This is a genomic window from Nostocoides vanveenii, from assembly GCF_039531165.1.
GTDB lineage: Bacteria > Actinomycetota > Actinomycetes > Actinomycetales > Dermatophilaceae > Nostocoides_A > Nostocoides_A vanveenii.
In genome coordinates this window covers 34,736-53,612 of sequence record NZ_BAAAPN010000057.1, presented here as the reverse complement: position 1 = coordinate 53,612, position 18,877 = coordinate 34,736, and the positions used below count along the sequence as shown (strand labels likewise).

Genomic DNA, 18,877 nt, shown 5'->3' with positions numbered 1-18,877 from the left:
TCGTGGACGGCATCGACTGGCGTGAGCCGGACTGGCTGCGGCCGGCCGCCAATTCCGTTTCTACTCCGAACGCCCGTCGGCGCCGGACGGCGTGCTGGTGCGGGCGATCGATCCGTTCTGGCGGCAACTGCAGCCGCACACGGGCGCGACGATCTACACCGACGTCGGCCAGGCGCAGCAGAGGAGCTTCGACCACTCGTGCAGCAACTGGCCGAGCCGGGCGACTTCTGGATGCGCATTTTCCGCCAGCGGCGTCGACTGGGCCCCCGACTGGGTCGCGACCGAGTGTGGCGTGCACGGCTTCAAGCCCGACTACGACGGCGAAGCGCACCTGCCCATCTGGGACGACTGCGTCTTGGGGGCATCTGCTCGATCTCTATCGCGAGGTCTTCGTGACCAAGGGGCTGCGCGCCGACCCGCGGCTGAATTTGTCTATGTCCCAGGGGCTTTCACGTGGGCGGAATACGACTCCGCCCGTCGCCATGCCCACCCGGACAAGCCCGGGTGGGCTGCTCCGAAGCCGGCGACAACTGCCCGCCCGCCGACTTCGCGCTGCTCGCGCATGGCCAAGCGGATCGTCACCTCGTTAGGCGATGCGAACCGGGCCTACTGGTCCTCTGAGTTCACCGAGTGGCTGACGTCCGCGGCCCAGGACGAGAAGTGGAATATCCCTCTGGGGAATCTCCCGCTGCGCTCGTCCGAGAAGGACTCACCGGTCTTCATCGACACCGACAAGGCCTTGCCCGGTTTCGCGCACTTCGCCGACAACCTCGAGAATGCCAAGAAGCCCCGCCCGACGCTCAAGGGTTACGCCGGCTTGTCGAAGGTGTTCGGCGAGCAAGTGAGCAACATCCTCCAGGGCCAGGCAACCCCGAAGGAAGGCCTCGACGCGGCCAACCAGGCCGCGGATCAAGAACTGGCCGACAGCCAGTGAGCACGGAGCGCGCCACACCGGCGACCGCCAGGGCCCGGGCGACCAACGGCCCGGGCGGACGCTGCGTCCGACGGCCGGAAGCCCGGCCGTCGGATGGGTTGGTTGCCCTTCGATCCGGCCCACTTGATTCTCGCGCCGATGCCGATCGCCTTCTTGATGCCGTTGGTGCAAATGCTCTTTGCCGCGTTGAGGACGGATGCAGAGATCCGCGCCTTCCCGCCAACCTTCTGGCCGAAGCACCCGACTCTCTCCGGCTTCCAGGCGCTCTTCACCGAGTCCGACGTCCTGCGCTGGATCATGAACACCGTCATCGTCTCCGGGACGGCCATCGCGTCCCATATGGTCCCTGTGTTCGCTCGCGGGCTACGGCTTCGCGCGGCTGAAGTTCGCCGGTCGCAATGTCGGCTTCATCCTCGTTTTCACCACGATCATGATCCCGACCCAACTGCTGATGATCCCCACCTACATCATGTTCAGCAAGCTGCACCTGGTCGACACGCTCGCCGCGATGATGCTCCCCTCGCTGACGTCGGCCTTCGGCGTCTTCCTCATGCGACAGTTCTTCCTCTCCTTGCCGCGGGAACTCGAAGAGGCCGCCGTGCTCGACGGGTGCTCGCAGTTCGCCGTCTTCTGGCGAGTCATCCTCCCGCTGGCCAAGCCGGCTCTCGCGACCCCTGGCCATCTTCACCCTGCTCGGGTCGTGGAACGACCTGATCTGGCCGCTGATCGTCAACAACAGCCCGGCGAACTACACGATCCAACTCGGCCTGGCCAACTTCCAGGGCCAGCACCGGACGCAGTGGTCGATGCTGAAGGCCGGCAATGTCGTGGCCACCTTGCCGCTGATCATCTTCTTCCTGATCGCGCAGAAGCAGTTCGTCGCGACCATGACCTTCTCCGGGCTGAAGGGCCGACCGGACGGATCGTGCCCTCTCGACGCGGCTGGGGGTCAGCTTCGACCGAAGAGGCGGCTGAGGAAGCCACCGCCCGCGTCCTGACCCGTTGTGGCCCGGTTCGCATCCCCCGTCGTGGCCCGGCTCTCGTGGCCGGGGCACCACTGCCCGGCCGGGACACCGGCCTTGACCGAAGCCACGTGCTGCCCGCACCCGGCCCACGTCGTCTTGCCACAGGTCTTGCATCGCACCGCACGGCACATGGGTGTCTCTCCTCGGACCTCGTCAACCTAACGCTGCGATCCTATACCCCCCTAGGTATGACGCAGGACGGTCACCACGAAGTCCGCCGCGGGCTGCCAGGCCCGCAGGTCCCACGTCGCGAAGCGATGCTCGATGCGCAGTCCGCTCACCTCGATCGCGGCGTCGAAGGCGGCAAGCGTCAACTCCCGGTCGGTGTGAAACCCCGTGACCACGAAACCCTCCGGCGCCAGATGCGCCGCGAATCGCTGCAGCACAAGCGCTTCGGTCCCAGGTGCCAGGAAGACCATGACATTCCCCGCGACCAGGATGGCATCGAACGGGCCCTCGCCGACCAGGTCCAGTTCGCTTAAGTCGGCCACCTCGAAACGCGCGTCGGGATGGTCCTCGCGCGCGGCCGCGATCAACTCGGGGTCGGCATCGACCCCGAGCACGTCGTGGCCGACCGCGTGCAGATAGGCCGTATGCCGCCCCGGCCCGCACCCTGCGTCGAGGATCCGGGCTCCCCGCGAAACCATCGCGTCGACCAGCCGCGCCTCACCCACCAGATCGGCGCCCTCGGCGGCCAGCGCGCGGAAGCGCTCGACATACCACCGGGAGTGGCCTGGGCTGGTGTCGGTCGTCCAGCGGGTCGGGGTAGGCATACGCGCAGGATAGAGCCGGGCAAGCCGATGCGACCCGCCGCTAGCTACCATGCCAGGGTGGAGACTCTCGTACTGACCGTCATCGGCGACGACCGCGCCGGGCTCGTCAAGGCGCTCGCAGACACCGTCGCGGACGGCGGCGGGAACTGGGAGCGCAGCCAACTTGCCGAGCTGGCCGGGAAGTTTGCGGGCATCGTCGTCGTCACTGTTCCCGAGGACAAAGTCGAGGCGCTGCGCACCGCGCTCGCGCCGCTGGCGGGCCTGCTCGATGTCAGCGTGCATACCGGCCGCGGCGCCCCGGACGCGACCACCGGGCAGTCGGTGCGCCTGGAGATCCTCGGCAACGACCGCCCCGGCATCGTCCGCGACGTCTCCGGCGTGCTGGCGGCCCATGACCTCAGCGTCGACTCGCTCACCACACAGACGCGGGACGCGCCGATGGCCGGCGGCGTGCTCTTCGAGACAACGGTGCTCGCCCACGCGCCCATCGGGAGCGACCCGGCGGTAGTCCGCGCTGCGCTGGAGCAACTGGCCGGCGAGATGCAGGTCGACATCACCCTCGACCCAGCCTGATCCCGCTCCCGGCACGGGCGAGACTGAGGGTATGGCGCGCGTGCGGCCGGCCGCCGTCGCCGGTCACCTCTACCCTCGCGACGCCACCACATTGGCAGAGACGGTCGATCGGTTGCTCGCCACGGCTGCCGACCCGACGGCCCCGGTCGCGCCCGTGAAGGCACTCATCGCACCGCACGGCTCCTACGCTGACTCCGGCGCGATGGCTGCCCTCGCGTATGCCGCCCTGCTCCCCGCCCGCGACATCATCACCCGCGTCGTGCTGCTGGGCCCGACCCACCGCGTGGCGATCGATGGCCTTGCCGTGCCGGGCGCAGATTTGTTCGCAACTCCGCTCGGCCAGGTGCCGGTCGCGCGGCTGAGCGATGAGATCCTCACCGCTCTGCCGCAGGTCCACATCAGTCCCGCTGCCCACGTCGCAGAGCATTCGCTAGAGGTGCAACTGCCCTTCCTACAACGGGTGCTGCGCGAGTTCGAGCTCATCCCACTTGCGGTCGGTCGCGCCGCGCCGGCCGTGGTCGCCGAGGTGGTCGACGCGCTCTGGGGCGGTCCAGAGACGGTGGTCGTGGTCAGTTCGAACCTTTCGCATTACCATCCGTATGCCGTGGCGCGCCGTCTCGACGAGGCGACGGCGCGCCACCTCCTCGCCCTGCAGCCCGACATCCGCCACGTCCAGGCGTGTGGTGCCGCACCCGTCAACGGCCTGCTCGTGTCGGCGCGAGCGCACCGACTCCGCCCGCGCCTGCTGGATCAGTGCAACTCCGGCGATGCAGCCGGTGGTCGGGAGCGGGTGGTCGGCTATGCGTCGTTGGCCTTCGACTCAATCGCATGAGTGCTAACACCGAGTCGATTCGATTGCGCCGCAGCAGCCTTCGGGGAGCGACTAGTGGCTGTGTCGCTCTCGCTCGGGGGTCAGCGAGCCGAGCGATCGGATCCGAAATAGGCCGCGGCGGCCGAGACCGCAGAGACGACAGCCACAGCCGGCCACGCACCGATTTGCTTGGCGAGCGGGTGTGATGCGCCGAAGGCCAGCAGGTAGACCCCGCCGAGCAGACCGGCGGTCGTCGGCCCATGACGCATCAGCCACGTGCGGCCGGCGAGCAGTCCGGCGGCGCCAAGCACCAGGCCGCCCAGCGGGCGGATGCCGGTGGAACTGGCGACGACATAGCCGCCGGCCAAGCCGGCTGCAACGACGGGAGCGGTCGGCAACCGGCCGCCTGAACTCTCGGTGGACATGCTCCGAGAGTACCGGCGGCGACGACTGGAACAGCCTCAGGTGATCGGCAGCGGGGGGGAGGGGTTTGCCGATCACCCCGGCGTCGTCAGTCGCCGCCGCCGGTGGTCGTAGCGCCCTGGGTGGCGACGACCTGATCCGCCCACGCCGACTTGGCGCCGGTGTGGCCGGTGATGGCGATCGACACGATCGCGGCACAGCTGACCAGGATCATGGCAGCCGCCCCGAGCATGCCCAGGGCCTTGCTCCGAGCCGGTTTGGTTGCCGGGAGCAAGAAGTAGACGACGCCGAGAACGACCACCATGAAGACCAAACAGAGGACTTTGGCGAGGTCGCCGGCCTCGGTGTGCTCGTGGAGCAACGCCATGGCTGCCGCGTCATTGCCTCCGGCGGCCTGCAATCGGTGTTCGAGTTGCTCGCCACTCTCACCGGCGACGAAGCCGCTCAGCCCGGTGGCAACGGCACCGAGGATCAGCGGCAGCCGAAGGCGGTCACGCCACGCGGGCCGCACGGCATACGCCAAGGCGAGCAGGGCAGCGATCGGCCCGAGCACCACGACAGCGTGGATCACGAGAATGTGGACCGGGAGGCCCATGATGGTGTCGAACATGCCAACCCTTCACCGTTAGCGAACACCCCGACGGTATGACGCGACCCCTGAGAGAGCGCTGAGAGGACCTATGCGGCTGCTGATCGTCGACGACGAGCGCGATCTCGCGACGGAACTCGCCGCCATCCTGCGTGGCGAGGGCTGGGTCGTCGATGTCGCCCATGACGGGCTGACCGGACTCGCGATGGCCGAGTACGGCGGCTACGACGTTGTGCTGCTCGACATCATGTTGCCCGGCCGCAATGGCTATGACGTGCTCAAACGTATCCGGGCCAGCGATCCGACGACGGCCGTCGTGATGTTCAGCGCCAAGGACGGCGAGTTCGATCAGAGCGACGCCTTCGAACTCGGGGCGGACGATTATGTCACCAAGCCCTTCAGCGTCGTGGTCCTCGCGGCGCGGCTGCACGCCGTTCTGCGCCGCTCGGGCGTGCCCCGACAGGTCACCCTCGCGTGCGGGACACTCACTCTGGACCCGATGACCAAGCGGGTTGCGCGAGGCGATCAGATGATCGAGTTGACACCACGCGAGTTCGCGCTGCTCCACACGCTCATCCGACAGCCGGAACGGGTGTTCAGCAAGTCCGATCTGCTTGACGCCGTGTGGGATTCGGACTATCCGGGGGCTGACAATGTCGTCGAGGTCTATGTCGGTTATCTGCGCAAGAAGGTCGACGTGCCCTTCGGCGTGCGGACGGTGGAGACCGTCCGAGGCATGGGCTATCGGCTGGTCGCCGACGCGCCGCCGGGCTAGTCGCTCGCGGCGAGCGGCAGGTCGACGACGAACCGGCACCAGCCGTCATCGGCGACGTTCGTATGGACGCGCCCTCCGTATCTCGCGACCGTGTCGGCGACAACGGCGAGGCCGAGGCCGGATCCGCCCCGGTCTCGATCGCGCGCCTCGTCGAGCCGGACGAACCGCTGAAAGACCATCTCGCGCAAGTGTTCCGGGACCGGTGCGCCGTCATTGTCGACGGTCAGAACGGCGCTTTCGCCGGTGTTCTCCACACGGACGCGCATCGCGGAGTCGGCGTGGCGAAGGGCGTTGTCCAGCAGATTGCGCACCACGCGGTCGAGCAACCCGGCGTCGCCGAGCACGCGCGCCGGCGCGAGTTCGAGGCTGACGGGCGTCTGCCCCGGTAGCGCCCGGACGGCGTTGAGAGTGACATCGTCAAGATCCACAGGCACCGACACCGACCGTGCTCCCGGGTCGCCGAGGCGGGCCAGGACGAAGAGGTCGTCGACGACGGCGGAGAGCCGGTCGATGGCCAGCCCCAATTTGGCCAGGGACTGCTCGCACTCGCTCTTGTCGTAGTGGGCAATAGCCAGGTGCTCCACGGTGACGCGGGCAGCAGCTAAGGGGCTGCGCAGTTCATGCCCGGCGTCGGCGACGAACGCCCGGCGCGCAGCGTCGGAAGTTCGCAGGCGATCCAGGAGGTCGTTGAGTGTCGTTGCGAGCCGGGTGAATTCGTCCTCACCGTCCGGAATCGCGACCGATCGCGAGGAGCCGATATCCGAGATCGATTGCACCTCCGCGCGCATGGCCTCCACCGGGCGCAGGGCAGCGTCGACGGCATACAGCACGCCGAGCCACACGCTCATCAACAGACCAATCCCGGTCAGGACGAAGCCCGCCACCAGAGCAGCGGTTGGGCCTTCCTCCAGGCTGGCGGGCGATGCGACAGCGACGGTGAGCATGGCGCCGTTGCGATCCGGCGCGCCCGTCACCGCCAGGGCAAAGTTGTCCGAATCGAAGTCGGGGATGCCGTCCAAGGTCGTCATCACCGTCTGGTGCTCGCGTCCTCTGGCCGTCGTCAGCGGGGCGAGTCCGGGCGGGGTTGCGGCCACCAATCGGCCGTCCGCGTCGAGGATCTGGATCACGCGTTCCGAGCCCGGTGGCAGCACGTGCTCCGCAACCACCGTCTTGGGGTCGGTCGTCGTCAACTCCTCGGCGATCCAGCCCGCGGTGGCCGACGTCGTCGACTGGGCCTGCGTCCGCAGCACATGGCTGACGATGGTCGCCAGCACGGCGACGGCGATCAGCCCGATGGCGGCGAAGGCCGTGAGGACGACCACCACGACACGCCCGCGGATGCTCTGACGTAAGCCCACGCCGGGAGGCTACGCGTAGCCTTTGCCTTCATGAGCCGAGCGCGTGCGTCGGGTCCGTCACCACGCCGGCGCGATGTGCTCGGGACGACGGCATCACTGCTCACGCTGGGTGCCTGCACGGATGCGGGAGGGGAGCCACGGCATACGGCCTCTGGGGGGATTTCGACGCCGTCCTCCCGCGGGACGTCGCGCGGCCCGGCGACCCCGGCGCGCACGTGGGTCGCCGAGGAGAACAGTCGCCCCGGTGACCGCGAGTGGCACTTGAGCCCGCGGGTGATCGCTCCCACCGGGATGTTGAGCGCGTATGCCAGCCATGCCAGCGCCCGCGCCGGTGACGCGGTGGCGGTCTATGTCGACAGCCGGCTCGGTGACGTCGTTGTGAAGGCGCACCGACTCGGTCACTACGGCGGGCAGGGCGGGCGGACGGTATGGCGCAGTGGGAGCCTGCCCGGTAGGCCACAACGGCCGCCGGTTATCGACGCCGACCATCGGGCGCGGTATACGTGGGAGCCCACGACGGTTTTGGACACGACCGGCTGGCCGCCGGGGACCTACCTGCTGACCGTGACCTCTGGCGGTCAAAGCCACTATGTGCCGCTGACGATTCGGTCGGCCGACGTGACCGGCCGGCTGGTTGTGGTGAATGCGACAGCGACGTATCAGGCATACAACACGTTCGGCGGGTACTCGCTCTATTCTGACGGTGCGACAAGGCATTTCGAGAACCGTGCCCGGAAGGTGAGCTTCGATCGGCCCGGCGACACCAGCGGCGCGCGGACACTGCTGCTGTATGAGATCGGGCCGATCCAGGCCGCCGAGCGGCTGGGCTTGGACCTCGCCTACCTGACCTCCGGCGATCTCGATGCGGGGACGCCGGCGCTGGCCGGAGCGGCCGGAGTGGTCTCGCTGGGGCACGACGAGTACTGGAGCCGGGGGATGCGGGCGGCGGTGACGAGCGCGCGTGATACGGGGACGAATGTCGGCTTCCTCGGCGCGAATGCGATGTATTGGCGGGTGCGCTTCGAGGATGCCGGACGGACGGTCGTGTGCTTCAAGGACGGGAGTGCGGATCCGCTCGGCGACACGGCGGAAGCGACCGTGAAGTGGCGCGATGGGCCGGTGCCAGACCCGGAGAATGCGCTCGTCGGGATGCTTTACGAGGCGTTTCCGGTGCAAGGGCCTTTCGTGGTGCGAGATCCGGGGTTCTTCGGCTTCGCCGGTCTCGGCGCGCGGGCGGGCCTGTCGGTCCCGGGACTGTGCGGGACGGAAGTGGACCGCGCGTATCCCATCGCCGGGACGCCCCCGACCTTGCAGGTGGTCGGACATTCGCCGGTGACGGGAGAGGGCATCGGGACGACCTTCAGCGATATGACCTACTACTCGACGCCGAGCGGCGCGGGAGTGGTCGCGGTCGGGAGCATGCTGTGGTGCCCCGCCCTGCGGGGCGCGTATGCGCGATACGGCATCACCGCGGCCAGCACCGCGTTCGCGGCCGCGGTGACCGACAACCTGCTGCGTGAACTGGCGACGCCTCGGCTCGGTGAGCGACGGCCGGCCCGCCCCGACCTGGATGCGGTGGGGGCGTCGCCATCGACCCGCACCGGCAGCGGCGGACCCGTTGCGCCGGCCTGAGGTGGCCTGCCCCCCTGTCCCTAAACCCTGCTAGCAGGGTTTAGGGACAGGGGTCGCGTCAGCGCCAGAAGGGCGTGAGGGATAGGACGTTCTGCCACGCGGCCAGGACGTCGGCACGACCGGGGTGGGGGCCGAGGTGTTGCAGCGAAATCCCTTGCGCCGCAAGCATGTGCGCGGCGGTGGCATAGTCGTTGGCGGCGCCGAAGGCGTCCTGCATCGCGCCCATCGCCGCGGCATACTCGGCGGGCGGGGTGCCAGGGGAATCGGCATACAGGTCGGCGAAGAACTCGCAGCCGTAACGGAACTTCTTGCCCTCGATGCGCACATGGTGCAGATCGTGCGCCGGCATCGTCAGCAAGGTCTCGCCCGCGGCCACGACGCGCGCATAGCGGCGCTCGAGAGCTGCGTCGGTGACCTCTCGGGCTGGGGCGTCTCGCAGGCCGGCGGCACCGTCGAGCCAGTCGGGCGCGGCCAGCCAAGCCATCAGGTCGTTCTTGATCTCCAGCCACTGCGGGGAGCGAAGCAGGGGGGCGGCCACGGCATACGTCCGCCGGCGCCGGCCGCGCAGGGCGCGTTGCTCCCGGGCCGGCCACTCCTCAGCCACCGCGCGCGCCAGCAGGACGTCGGCATCACGCGCCGGGCCGAGGGGCAGGACGATCTCGCGCATCCGCACCTTGGTGTCCAACCCGGCCTCGTCGGTGCGCACGAGTGCCCGGAAGAGCGAGAAGGCTGCCCGAGCCCGGCGCCAAGACACGCGCGTCTGGTGGAGGTTGTCGGCGTGCCGGCCGCGCAGGAAGAGCGGTTCGTTCGCGGCCAGGTGCTCGAGGCACGACTCCAGACTGATCCGGAAAGCCTCGCCGGCACTCGCTTCGGGCGGGATCGCAACGAGCGTCGCCTTGACTGCCGGCGAGGCAGGCTTGGCCGCCGTCGCTGCGGACTCGGGGGCGCCGACCGTCATAGGATCAGTTGACCGAGATGTGCACGTGGTCGAAGTGGTTCTGCGTGATGCTGCCGCGGTCCTCCATCAACCGCCAGCCCGAGCCCATCCAGATCCGCTGCTGCCAGATGATGTATTTGATGTTCAGGCGGCCCATGTTGGCGATGGCATAGGAGGCCACGGCGTTGCCCTGCGCGGCACTGGTGATCATCACATCAACCGCGTGGCCGGTGCCGTGGTCGCCCCAGTCACCCGCCCGGTAGCCGCCGATATTGGTGATCCCGAAGGTCGAGCGAATCGCGGAGTAGACCGCCGCTGCGGAGGGCGCGAGGCCCAGGGCGGCGCCAGCGGCGGCATACGAACTCGTGCTGCCACCGGAGGGGGTGCTCGCCGCGGGCGCCGAGCCGGTCGCTGCGGTTGCCGTCGACGCGCCGGTCGCGGGGCTGGCCACGACCTTCGGCTTCGGCTTGGCGACGGCCTTCAGGCCGAGCGTGCCGTATGCCGCGACGGTCGGGCCCTCGGTCCGCGGCGCGGACACTGCGGTCAAGGCGGCGCGGGCGTCGGCGCGGGAGGCCCGCGGGGCTTCCGCGCGGGTAGCCACGCCGGCCGGGGCCGGGGTCGCGAGCTGACTCGCCGCGAAGGTCGCGGATTGAGCCGCGGCCGTGGGCAGCGCGCCCGGGGTCAGGGCGTATGCGGCGGCGGTAGCCCAGACGGCGAGCGCGGTGGCGCCGGTCAGAGTGCGGGCATCGGCGGCGCGGCGAACGCCGCAGGTCGCACGGTGCGCGGGCACATGGGAAGAGCGAAGCATGAGAAGGAAGGGGCCTTTCAGGGGGTCCGTCAACGGTAGCGACCCGAGGGCGCCCGTGTCACATCGAGGTAACGACGCACGTCGCATCGTCGGGTGGCAGGCGTGCCGATGCCGGCGCCATCCCAGTCCCTGACCAACCCTCGGCAGGCAAGGCAGGAGTGCTTGAGTAGCCCTCGTGCCCCGCTTCACCCGCGCCGAGTTGGAGGCCTTCCGGGACGCCGAAGTCCCTGACCTGCTCGGCCCGGACTGCCGCCTGCTCTTCGTCGGCATCAACCCGGGCTTGTGGACCGCTGCTACCCAGACGCACTTCGCCCACCCGGGCAACCGCTTCTATCCGGCCCTCCTGCGCGCGGGGATCATCGATCGCCAGATCGACCCCGCGGCGGGGATGACCGACGCCGACCGGGCCTATCTCGTGGCCCGCGGCATCGGCATCACGAATCTCGTGCGACGCGCCACCGCCCGAGCCGACGAACTCACCACGGCCGAACTCCTCGCGGGCGGCGAGCAACTGCTCGCGACCGTGGGCGCCGTGGCACCGAGGGTAGTCGCGATCGCGGGCATCACCGCCTACCGGCAGGCGTTCGGGGTGCGCACCGCACGCGCCGGCCAGCAGCCGGAACCGCTCGCCGGGGCCGACCTGTGGGTCGTCCCCAACCCGAGCGGCCTGAACGCCCACGAGACCATTGACTCCCTCGCCGAGGCGTACGCCGCGCCCGCCCGTGCTGCTGGGCTGCGGCTCGCCGCGAAGAAAGCGGCCAGCGGATAGGAAACCGACGCACGGGCTATTGCGAATCATTTGCAGTAGCGTTAGAGGTCCGAGCAGAGGAGGAGGCGCCGCGTGCACGTGCCAGATGGGTTTCTGGACGCGCCGACATCCATCGGCACGGCGTCGCTCGCGGCGGCGGGGGTCGCCGTATGCCTGCGCGGTGCCCGCCGCGAGCTCGACGACCGCACTGCGCCGCTGGCCGGCCTGGTCGCCGTCTTCGTCTTCGCGGCCCAGATGCTCAACTTTCCCGTCGGCGCCGGCACCTCTGGCCATCTCCTCGGCGGCGCGCTGGCCGCGGTCCTCGTCGGCCCGTTCACGGCGACCTTGTGCCTGGCCGTCGTCCTGCTGGTGCAGGCCCTGGCCTTCGCCGACGGCGGGCTGACCGCCCTCGGCACGAATGTCACCCTGATGGGCATTGTCGGCGTCTGGGTCGGGTATGCCGTCTTCGTCGCGGCGCGGGCCGCGCTGCCCAAGCGCCTGGCGAGCATCCCCGTCGCGGCCGCTCTCGGCGCCGCCCTCTCGGTGCCGGTCACCGCCCTCGCCTTCACCGCCCTCTATGCCATCGGCGGGACCGCGCCGATCCCCCTGCGGACGCTCGCGATCGCGATGGCCGGCTGGCATACGCTCATCGGACTCGGTGAGGCGGCCATCACCTACCTCGCGGTCGGCAGCATCGTCGCGACCCGGCCGGATCTCGTGCACGGCGCCGGGCCCGCGCTCGCCACACCGAAGCTCGTCATCCGTGACGGGGCACTGACGTGAAGCGGCTGAGCACCCGCACGCTGATCCTGTGGGGACTTGCGGTCAGTCTCGTCCTGGCCGGGGTCGCGAGCTACTACGCCTCGTCCCGTCCCGACGGGCTGGAGTATGTCGCCGAGCAGAACGGGATCGCCGGTCAGGCGCAGCAGCACGGGAGCACCGGTTCGCCGTTGGCCGAATACGGCGTCAGCGGCGTCCACAACGCCCGGCTCTCCGGCGGGCTCGCGGGCGTCATCGGTGTGCTGCTCGTCGCCGCGCTGGCCTTCGGCCTGATGGCCGCCTTGCGTCGCCGCGGCCGGGCATCGACCCCCGACCCGGGCGCCTGAGGTGGGCGCTGGCCACGGCCATACCGTCCATTTCCACGGGCACTCGGTCGTCCATCGCCTCCCGGCGCACACCAAATTGGCGGCACTGGTGGCCTTCGTCCTCATCGTCGTCGCGACGCCACGCACCGCGGTCTGGGCCTTCGTGACGTATGCCGTTCTCCTCCTCGTTCTCGCCCGCGCCTCGCGCGTCCCCGCGCGCTACCTCGGCAAGCGGCTGCTCATCGAGATCCCGTTCGTCGTCTTTGCCGTGTTGATGCCGGTGGTCTCGACCGGGCCGCTCATCGCCGTGGGGCCCGTGTCGCTCTCGGAGCCGGGGTTATGGGCGGCGTGGGGCTTGCTGGCCAAGGGCACGATCGGCGTGGGTGCGTCGGTGTTGCTGGGTGCGACGACCGAGCCGCGCGACCTCGTGCGGGCGCTGGAAAGGGCCCGCCTGCCAAGGCAATTAGTGCAGATCGCAGCGTTCATGTTCCGCTACCTGGAGGTCGTCGGCGGCGAACTGACTCGCATGCGGATCGCGCGCGAGTCACGTGGCTTCCGGGCGCGCTCGGTGCGCGCGTGGCCGGTCCTCGCCGCGACCCTCGGCGCCCTCTTCATCCGGTCGTACGAACGCGGCGAGCGCGTCCATCTCGCCATGCTTTCGCGCGGGTATGCCGGCCGTCTGCCCTTCCCCACCGACCTCACCGCGACCCGCGCCGAGTGGGCGCGCGCCCTGGCGCTGCCCGGTGCCGCCGCGCTCTGCGCCGGCGCCGCGTGGTTGGGAGTGGGCGGATGAGCGTGCCCGTGCTCGACCTTCGCGGAGTCGCTTATGCCTATCCGGACGGACATCAAGCCCTCTTCGGCGTCGACCTGCACGTCCACCCCGGCGAGCGGGTCGCGCTTCTCGGACCTAATGGCGCCGGTAAGACCACCCTCGTGCTGCACCTGAACGGCATCCTGGCCGCGGGTGCGGGCAGCGTCTCGGTCTCGGGGCTGCCGGTGCGCAAGGAGAACCTGCTGGAGATCCGGCGACGGGTCGGCGTGGTCTTCCAGGACCCCGACGACCAGCTCTTCATGCCCTCGGTGCGTGACGATGTCGCCTTCGGCCCGGCGAACCTCGGCCTGGCGCCGGACGTGATCGAGGCGCGGGTGGAGTCGGCGCTGCGGGCGGTGGGCATGCTCGACTTCGCCGCGCGCCCGCCGCACCATCTCTCCTTCGGCCAGCGGCGCCGGGTCGCGGTGGCAACGGTGCTGGCGATGGAGCCGGAGATCCTGGTCCTCGACGAGCCGTCGTCGAACCTCGACCCGGCCTCGCGACGCGAACTCGCGGAGATCCTCGACAGCCTGGACGTGACCATCTTGATGGTCACCCACGACCTGCCCTATGCCCTGCGGCTGTGCGAACGCGCGGTCATTCTCGCCGACGGCCGGATCGTCGCCGACGGTGCGACCGCGTCGATCCTCACCGACGCGGAGTTGATGGGGCGCCACCGGCTTGAGTTGCCCTTCGGCTTCGACCCGCGCACCGTCGGCGGCCTGACGCCGGGTCCGTGACCGGTGCCCCCTGCCCACTCGACCCGGCGAGATTGCACTCTCGATCGTGTTTGGGTGCCCTCTCGACGGGGTAGACGTTTGGGTGAGGGGGGTCAGCCGCAGGGGCAGGATCTTCATCCCTGATCCATACCTGGGTCCGATGTACCGGAGCGGCTCGCGCGGGCAGGCTCGATGTCATGACCTTCACCGACATCGCCATCGCTGCCCTGACCGTCATCGGGATTGCCCTGATGACCGCACTCGCGGTCGTGCCCTTCCTGCTCGACCACGACGCCGAGAAGCGCACGGCCCGGGTGGTGACCTTACGACCCGGCGCGCCGCGCGGACATACGGCAATCGGCGCGCGGCAACGCGCGGCCTGAGGCGACTACTTGTCGTAGGCCGTGGCGTGTTTCGGCTGGTAGATGAGGATCGCGTCGGTGCCCGGCACCTCGATCTCCATGCCGATCCCGAAGCCCATGTCGGACGGGCCGGTGAGGATGTGACCACCCTTGGCGCGCACCTGGGTGGCCGTCGCCTCGATGTCGGTCGTCATCAGGCTCAGTTGGTGGTGCCGCGGCGCGGTGAAGGTCTCGCCGTCGAACTCCCCCTGAGTGGGGTGCACGCCCACCTCGCTCGGCCCGGTGGCGAAAATCAGCCAGTCGCCGGGCTCGCCCGACCCGCCGTCGCTGACGAAGGACAGGCCGAGGACATCCTTGAAAAAGGTCCGCGTGGCCGGGGCGTCGTCGCTGTAGACGAGCACGTGAACGGCATTGATCATGTCCCGACCCTATCGAGGCTGCGCCACCCGGGGAACCGCGACGCAGCGGCCGGCGACCAAGCGCACGTATGCCGTCTCCCCCGCCACCCGGTGGCTCGCCTGCGCCTCGGCCCGCGTCCGCGACGGGAGCTCGACCTCGACCGTGACATAGCCCCGGTGATCGATCTGCTCACCGATGGCCAGGATCGCGCCTGCTGGGCCGGCATCAGCGGAGTCGTCGCCCTGGTCCGCGGGCCGCGCGATCAGGCCGCCCGGGGCGACGGCCAGGACGTGCTCGGGTGGGATCGGGTCGGGCCAGCCGAGAGCGGCGGCATCCTGCTCGCCGAGCAGCGGCGCATAACCGAGGAAGGCGGCGACGCCGGCGTCGGCAGGGGCGTGCCAGAGGCGCTCTGGGGAGTCGAGTTGGACGATCGCCCCGTCGCGGAGCATAGCGATCCGATCGGCGACCGCGAAAGCTTCGTCCTGATCGTGCGTGACATAGATCGCGGTCGTCCCGGTGGCCCGCAAGGTGGAGCGCAGGACGCCGACAAGGTGCTCACGTAAGGCCCGGTCCAGCGCGGACAGGGGCTCATCGAGCAGCAGCAGGCGGGGTTGCGGGGCGAGGGCGCGGGCCAGCGCGACCCGTTGGGCCTGCCCGCCGGACAGTGACGTGATCGCACGGCGCTCGAAGCCGGCGAGCCCGACCAGGTCGAGCAGTTCGGCGACCCGGCGCGCGCGCCCGCGGCCCCCCAAGGCAGGCAAGCCGTAGGCGACATTGCCGCCGACGTCACGGTGCGGAAAGAGCTGCCCGTCCTGGAACATCACCCCAAAGCCGCGCTTGTGGACCGGGACCGCCGTGACGTCGACGCCGTCCCATCGGACCCGGCCGGCCGCGAGCGGCTCAAGGCCGGCGATGCCACGCAGCAGTGAGGACTTCCCCGAGCCGGAGGCCCCGAGTAGCGCCAGGATGCCGCCGGGCAGTAGGTCGAGATCCACCGCGTCGACGGCCACGGTTGCACCGAAACGGACGGTCAGTCCCCGCACCGTGAGCCCCGGCCCGGACCCGCGCTCCGCCGCGCCTTCGCCATCTAGGCCGTCGCCGTCCTGCCCGCCGGCGCCCGGGCCGTCCGTCGCCGCGGGAACCTCGCCGGCCCCGGGCCTCATAGCTGCCCCGCAGCGGGCGGACGGACGAACTCGGCAACCAGCATCACGACGGCGGTCAGGACCGCGAGCACGACCGAAGCCGCTAGCGCCGCACCGAAGTTCGCCTCACCCGGCCGGCCGACGAGCTTGAAGATCACGACTGGGAGCGTGGGCCGGTCCAGGCGCGCGAGGAAGCTCGTGGCCCCGAACTCCCCCAACGACGTCGCCATGGCGAAGCCCGCGCCGATGCCCATGCCTCGCAGGAGAAAGGGCCCGTCCACGCTCCACAACACCCGCGCGGGCGAGGCCCCCAGGGTCGCGGCAACCTCCCGCTGGCGCGGATCGATCGCGCGCAACACGGGCAGGATCGAGCGCACCACCAGCGGCAGCGCAACGACGGCCTGGGCGATCGGAATCAGGACGATCGAGCTGCGCAAGTCCAGCGGCGGTCGGTTCAGCGTGATGAGGAAGCCGAAGCCGACGGTCACCGCAGACACCCCGAGCGGCAGCATGAAGACCGAGTCGAGCAGGCGTAATGCCCGGCGCCCCAGCGCTGCTCGGGGCCGGCGGCTGACGACGAGCGAGACGAGAGTCCCGAGCACGAGAGCGAGCACGGTGGCTTCGAGAGCAACGATCAGGGAGTTGCGGATCGCCGTCCAGACGGGCACCGGCAGCGCGCGACCGACCGTGGTGCCGAGCGCCCGATAGTGATCGAGCGTCCAACCGGTGGCATCGCGCAGCGAGCGGATCACCAGGGTGATCATCGGCAAGGCGAGCAGGCCGAGAACGACCAGGCCCGTCACCACCGTCGGTCCCCAGTCGCGCCGCCAGGACCACGCATGCTCCCCACTCGCGTCGCCGCGCAACCGCAGGGCGCGCTCGCTGCGCCCCTGGGCGGCGGACGCCGCGAGCAGGGACGCGGCGACCACGACGAGTTGCACCACGGACAATGCGGAGGCAGCGGGCAGGTCGAGCAATTGCGTTGTCTGATACCAGATTTCGGTCTCGATCGTGCCGTAGCGCACACCGCCCATCACCATCACGACCCCGAAGGCCGAGGCGCAGAACAGGAATACGAGTATGGCTGCCGAGGCGATTGCCGGTGCCAGCGCGGGCAGGGTCACGGTCAAGAAGGCCCGCCGCGGACTCGCACCGAGCGCCCGGGCCGCCTGGGTGGCCCGCGGGTCCAATCGTGACCACAACCCGCCGACGGTCCGCACGACGATCGCATAGTTGAAGAAGACGAGCGCCAGCACGATCGCGGTCAGCGACTGGCTCAACCCGAGGAAGCCCAGCGGCCCGTGCAGCCCCAGGACCGCGAGGAAGGCCACCCCGACGACCACGGTCGGCAGCACGAAGGGGACGGTCACGAGGGCGCGCGCGAGCGCGCGGCCGGGGAAACGGCATACGTAAAGGACATAGGCACCGGGTATGCCGAGCAGCACCGACGCGGTCGTCCCGAGGACCGCGAGGGTCAAGGTTGTGCGGACGATCCGCAGCGTGCGGGCCGAGCCGAGGACCGAACCGACGGCATCCATCGCGATGCCGCCGTCATTGGACACGAAGCCGCGTCCGATCAGCGTCCAGACCGGCCAGGCGAAGAAGGCGAGCAGGAAGGCGAGCGGGACCAGCGCGGCCATCCCCCAGAGAGCGGCCGGCGCCGGCCGGATGCGACCGGCGAAAGCCGTTGGCCCCGAGTCCCTTTCGACCGATGTCGCGCTCACTGGCGTCAGCCGAGGACCTTCGCCGTCCAGTCCTTGATCCACTGCTCGCGCTTATCCGCGATGGTCGTCGGATCGACAGCGATCGGCTTCGGCGCGAGCGGCGCGAACTTGACCCAGTCGGCGGGCAACTCGACCGATGAGTCGACGGGATACATATACATCTGGCCGGGGATCTCGGCCTGCACGGTCTTGGTGAGCAGATAGTCGATGAACTTCTGCGCGCCCACCTCGTTCTGCGCGCCCTTGATCACACCCGCGTATTCGACCTGGCGAAAGCAGGTGTCGAGCAACGCGACAGTCGCGGACTCCTTGCCGCCCTTGGGCACTTCGAAGGCCGGCGAGGTGGAGTAGGACACCACCAGCGGGCGTGGGCCCTTGCCGCTGGAGCCGGAGAAGTCGCCGGTGTAGGCCTCGGTCCAGCCCTTGGCGACCTTGACGCCATTGGCCGTCAGCGCGGACCAGTAGTCGAGATAGCCCGGGTCGCCCTTGGCACCCACGGTCGCAGCGAGGAAGGCGAGCCCGGGCGATGAGGAGGCCGGGTTCTCGACGACCAGTTGATCCTTGTATGCCGGCGCGGCCAGGTCGTCGAGGGTCTTCGGCAGCGCAATGCCCTTGTCCGCGAACCACTTCTTGTCTGCGTTGACGCAGACGTCGCCATAGTCGATCGGGGTGAGCAGATCGTCGCGCGGCCCGAGGTCGGCGGTGGTCGTGGGGAGGCCGGGCGCGACATACGGGCTGAGGACACCGGCCTTGATCACGCGACCGGCAAAGGTGTTGTCGATGCCGAAGACGACATCGCCCAGTGGGGCGTCCTTGGTCAAGATGATCTGGTTGGTCACTGTTCCAGCGTCGCCCGGGGCGACATAGGTGACCTGGATGCCGGTGTCCGACTCGAACTGCTTCTTGACCTCGTCGGAGAGGGCGAAGGAGTCGTGCGTGACCACGGTGAGGGTGTCCGAACGTGTCAACTCCGCCGACGTGCTGGCACCGTCGGACGCGAGGGTCGCAGCGGATGTCGCGGCGGTGACGCTGGAACTCTTGGTGGTGCAGCCCGCGAGCGCGACGAGGGCCGCGACGGCGAGCACGCTGGTGTGCTTACGCATGGTGAATGTCCTCCACATATATGGAGGGCCCGGCGCGAGCCGGGGAGATCTCGACTCCCTACGCCGGTGCGAACCGGATCAGGTCCGAGGGTCTGCGCTGGCGCGCACTCTCAGCGCCCTGGGTGGCGCTCCCCTGTCTGTGTCTC

23 protein-coding genes, 1 pseudogene and 1 riboswitch are annotated in these 18,877 nt (G+C 69.7%); of the genes and pseudogenes, 13 read left to right on the top strand and 11 right to left on the bottom strand.

Going from position 1 to position 18,877, the window contains the following annotated elements; genetic code table 11:
• The first annotated feature begins 97 nt into the window (after window positions 1-97).
• The 3 genes and pseudogenes from ABD209_RS13160 to ABD209_RS13150 all read left to right on the top strand — a co-directional run bounded on the left by ABD209_RS13160 (window position 98) and on the right by ABD209_RS13150 (window position 1,932).
• Window positions 98-934, top strand: a complete 837-nt coding sequence (locus ABD209_RS13160; protein WP_344067150.1) for a type 2 periplasmic-binding domain-containing protein — start codon at window positions 98-100, stop codon at window positions 932-934.
• Window positions 935-1,271: 337 nt separating this feature from the next.
• A pseudogene (locus ABD209_RS13155) lies at window positions 1,272-1,547 on the top strand (ABC transporter permease subunit); the annotation flags it as partial.
• A gap of 193 nt (window positions 1,548-1,740) precedes the next feature.
• Complete coding sequence (locus tag ABD209_RS13150) at window positions 1,741-1,932, top strand: hypothetical protein (RefSeq protein ID WP_344067509.1); 192 nt, start codon at window positions 1,741-1,743, stop codon at window positions 1,930-1,932.
• Here ABD209_RS13150 and ABD209_RS13145 read toward each other — a convergent pair.
• Both ABD209_RS13145 and ABD209_RS13140 read right to left on the bottom strand, forming a co-directional pair.
• The gene (locus tag ABD209_RS13145) at window positions 1,884-2,090 is read right to left on the bottom strand and encodes a hypothetical protein (protein WP_344067146.1); all 207 of its coding nucleotides are present in this window, start codon (window positions 2,088-2,090) and stop codon (window positions 1,884-1,886) included. The two genes, ABD209_RS13150 and ABD209_RS13145, sit on opposite strands and share 49 nt — an antisense overlap.
• 51 nt (window positions 2,091-2,141) lie before the next feature.
• Window positions 2,142-2,732 (bottom strand): class I SAM-dependent methyltransferase, encoded by a 591-nt coding sequence (locus ABD209_RS13140; RefSeq protein WP_344067142.1) that lies wholly within the window; start codon window positions 2,730-2,732, stop codon window positions 2,142-2,144.
• 57 nt (window positions 2,733-2,789) lie between these two features.
• On the opposite strand from ABD209_RS13140, the gene ABD209_RS13135 reads away from it, so the two are divergent.
• Both ABD209_RS13135 and amrB read left to right on the top strand, forming a co-directional pair.
• The gene (locus ABD209_RS13135) at window positions 2,790-3,305 is read left to right on the top strand and encodes a glycine cleavage system transcriptional repressor (RefSeq protein ID WP_344067139.1); all 516 of its coding nucleotides are present in this window, start codon (window positions 2,790-2,792) and stop codon (window positions 3,303-3,305) included.
• A gap of 31 nt (window positions 3,306-3,336) precedes the next feature.
• On the top strand, window positions 3,337-4,137 hold the full coding sequence (gene amrB, locus ABD209_RS13130; protein ID WP_344067137.1) for an AmmeMemoRadiSam system protein B: 801 nt from the start codon (window positions 3,337-3,339) through the stop codon (window positions 4,135-4,137).
• A gap of 80 nt (window positions 4,138-4,217) precedes the next feature.
• Here the strand turns inward: amrB and ABD209_RS13125 are convergent, their stop codons facing one another.
• Entirely contained in the window at window positions 4,218-4,541 is a 324-nt protein-coding gene (locus tag ABD209_RS13125) for a hypothetical protein (protein WP_344067134.1), read from the bottom strand.
• Window positions 4,542-4,627: 86 nt separating this feature from the next.
• Window positions 4,628-5,149: a DUF2231 domain-containing protein gene (locus ABD209_RS13120; RefSeq protein ID WP_324387279.1), complete on the bottom strand. Its 522-nt coding sequence runs from the start codon at window positions 5,147-5,149 to the stop codon at window positions 4,628-4,630.
• Between the two features lie 70 nt (window positions 5,150-5,219).
• On the opposite strand from ABD209_RS13120, the gene ABD209_RS13115 reads away from it, so the two are divergent.
• The gene (locus tag ABD209_RS13115; protein WP_324387280.1) at window positions 5,220-5,903 is read left to right on the top strand and encodes a response regulator transcription factor; all 684 of its coding nucleotides are present in this window, start codon (window positions 5,220-5,222) and stop codon (window positions 5,901-5,903) included.
• Here ABD209_RS13115 and ABD209_RS13110 read toward each other — a convergent pair.
• Window positions 5,900-7,261: a HAMP domain-containing sensor histidine kinase gene (locus tag ABD209_RS13110; protein ID WP_344067130.1), complete on the bottom strand. Its 1,362-nt coding sequence runs from the start codon at window positions 7,259-7,261 to the stop codon at window positions 5,900-5,902. The two genes, ABD209_RS13115 and ABD209_RS13110, sit on opposite strands and share 4 nt — an antisense overlap.
• A 30-nt stretch (window positions 7,262-7,291) precedes the next feature.
• On the opposite strand from ABD209_RS13110, the gene ABD209_RS13105 reads away from it, so the two are divergent.
• Window positions 7,292-8,893, top strand: a complete 1,602-nt coding sequence (locus ABD209_RS13105; RefSeq protein ID WP_344067127.1) for a N,N-dimethylformamidase beta subunit family domain-containing protein — start codon at window positions 7,292-7,294, stop codon at window positions 8,891-8,893.
• Between the two features lie 58 nt (window positions 8,894-8,951).
• Here ABD209_RS13105 and ABD209_RS13100 read toward each other — a convergent pair whose 3' ends face one another.
• Together ABD209_RS13100 and ABD209_RS13095 are read right to left on the bottom strand one after the other, a co-directional pair.
• A complete protein-coding gene (locus ABD209_RS13100) occupies window positions 8,952-9,851 on the bottom strand; it encodes a CHAD domain-containing protein (protein WP_344067124.1) in 900 nt (299 codons plus the stop codon).
• Between the two features lie 4 nt (window positions 9,852-9,855).
• Entirely contained in the window at window positions 9,856-10,638 is a 783-nt protein-coding gene (locus ABD209_RS13095) for a VldE C-terminal domain-containing protein (RefSeq protein WP_344067121.1), read from the bottom strand.
• A 175-nt stretch (window positions 10,639-10,813) separates the two neighbouring features.
• Here ABD209_RS13095 and ABD209_RS13090 point away from each other — a divergent pair, with 175 nt between their 5' ends.
• The 6 genes from ABD209_RS13090 (at window position 10,814) to ABD209_RS13065 (ending at window position 14,384) form a co-directional block, all read left to right on the top strand.
• Window positions 10,814-11,407, top strand: a complete 594-nt coding sequence (locus ABD209_RS13090) for a mismatch-specific DNA-glycosylase (protein WP_344067118.1) — start codon at window positions 10,814-10,816, stop codon at window positions 11,405-11,407.
• Window positions 11,408-11,479: 72 nt separating this feature from the next.
• A complete protein-coding gene (locus ABD209_RS13085; protein WP_344067115.1) occupies window positions 11,480-12,169 on the top strand; it encodes an energy-coupling factor ABC transporter permease in 690 nt (229 codons plus the stop codon).
• Window positions 12,166-12,492, top strand: coding sequence for a PDGLE domain-containing protein (locus ABD209_RS13080; protein WP_344067112.1), 327 nt, complete (start codon window positions 12,166-12,168; stop codon window positions 12,490-12,492). Before ABD209_RS13085 ends, ABD209_RS13080 begins: the two co-directional genes overlap by 4 nt.
• 1 nt (window position 12,493) lies before the next feature.
• A complete protein-coding gene (cbiQ, locus tag ABD209_RS13075; protein WP_344067109.1) occupies window positions 12,494-13,264 on the top strand; it encodes a cobalt ECF transporter T component CbiQ in 771 nt (256 codons plus the stop codon).
• Window positions 13,261-14,022 (top strand): energy-coupling factor ABC transporter ATP-binding protein, encoded by a 762-nt coding sequence (locus tag ABD209_RS13070; RefSeq protein ID WP_344067106.1) that lies wholly within the window; start codon window positions 13,261-13,263, stop codon window positions 14,020-14,022. The genes cbiQ and ABD209_RS13070 overlap by 4 nt, the downstream gene beginning before the upstream one ends.
• A 176-nt stretch (window positions 14,023-14,198) precedes the next feature.
• Entirely contained in the window at window positions 14,199-14,384 is a 186-nt protein-coding gene (locus tag ABD209_RS13065; protein WP_344067103.1) for a hypothetical protein, read from the top strand.
• A 5-nt stretch (window positions 14,385-14,389) separates the two neighbouring features.
• Here the strand turns inward: ABD209_RS13065 and ABD209_RS13060 are convergent, their stop codons facing one another.
• From ABD209_RS13060 to ABD209_RS13045, 4 genes are read right to left on the bottom strand one after another with little or no spacing between them, the layout of a single operon-like run.
• A complete protein-coding gene (locus ABD209_RS13060) occupies window positions 14,390-14,782 on the bottom strand; it encodes a VOC family protein (protein WP_344067100.1) in 393 nt (130 codons plus the stop codon).
• A 9-nt stretch (window positions 14,783-14,791) separates the two neighbouring features.
• The gene (locus ABD209_RS13055; RefSeq protein ID WP_344067097.1) at window positions 14,792-15,925 is read right to left on the bottom strand and encodes an ABC transporter ATP-binding protein; all 1,134 of its coding nucleotides are present in this window, start codon (window positions 15,923-15,925) and stop codon (window positions 14,792-14,794) included.
• A complete protein-coding gene (locus ABD209_RS13050) occupies window positions 15,922-17,628 on the bottom strand; it encodes an ABC transporter permease (protein WP_425564675.1) in 1,707 nt (568 codons plus the stop codon). The genes ABD209_RS13055 and ABD209_RS13050 overlap by 4 nt, the downstream gene beginning before the upstream one ends.
• A 5-nt stretch (window positions 17,629-17,633) precedes the next feature.
• Window positions 17,634-18,731 (bottom strand): thiamine ABC transporter substrate-binding protein, encoded by a 1,098-nt coding sequence (locus tag ABD209_RS13045; protein ID WP_344067094.1) that lies wholly within the window; start codon window positions 18,729-18,731, stop codon window positions 17,634-17,636.
• Window positions 18,732-18,769: 38 nt separating this feature from the next.
• A riboswitch (TPP riboswitch) is annotated at window positions 18,770-18,876 on the bottom strand.
• Window position 18,877 lies beyond the last annotated feature (1 nt).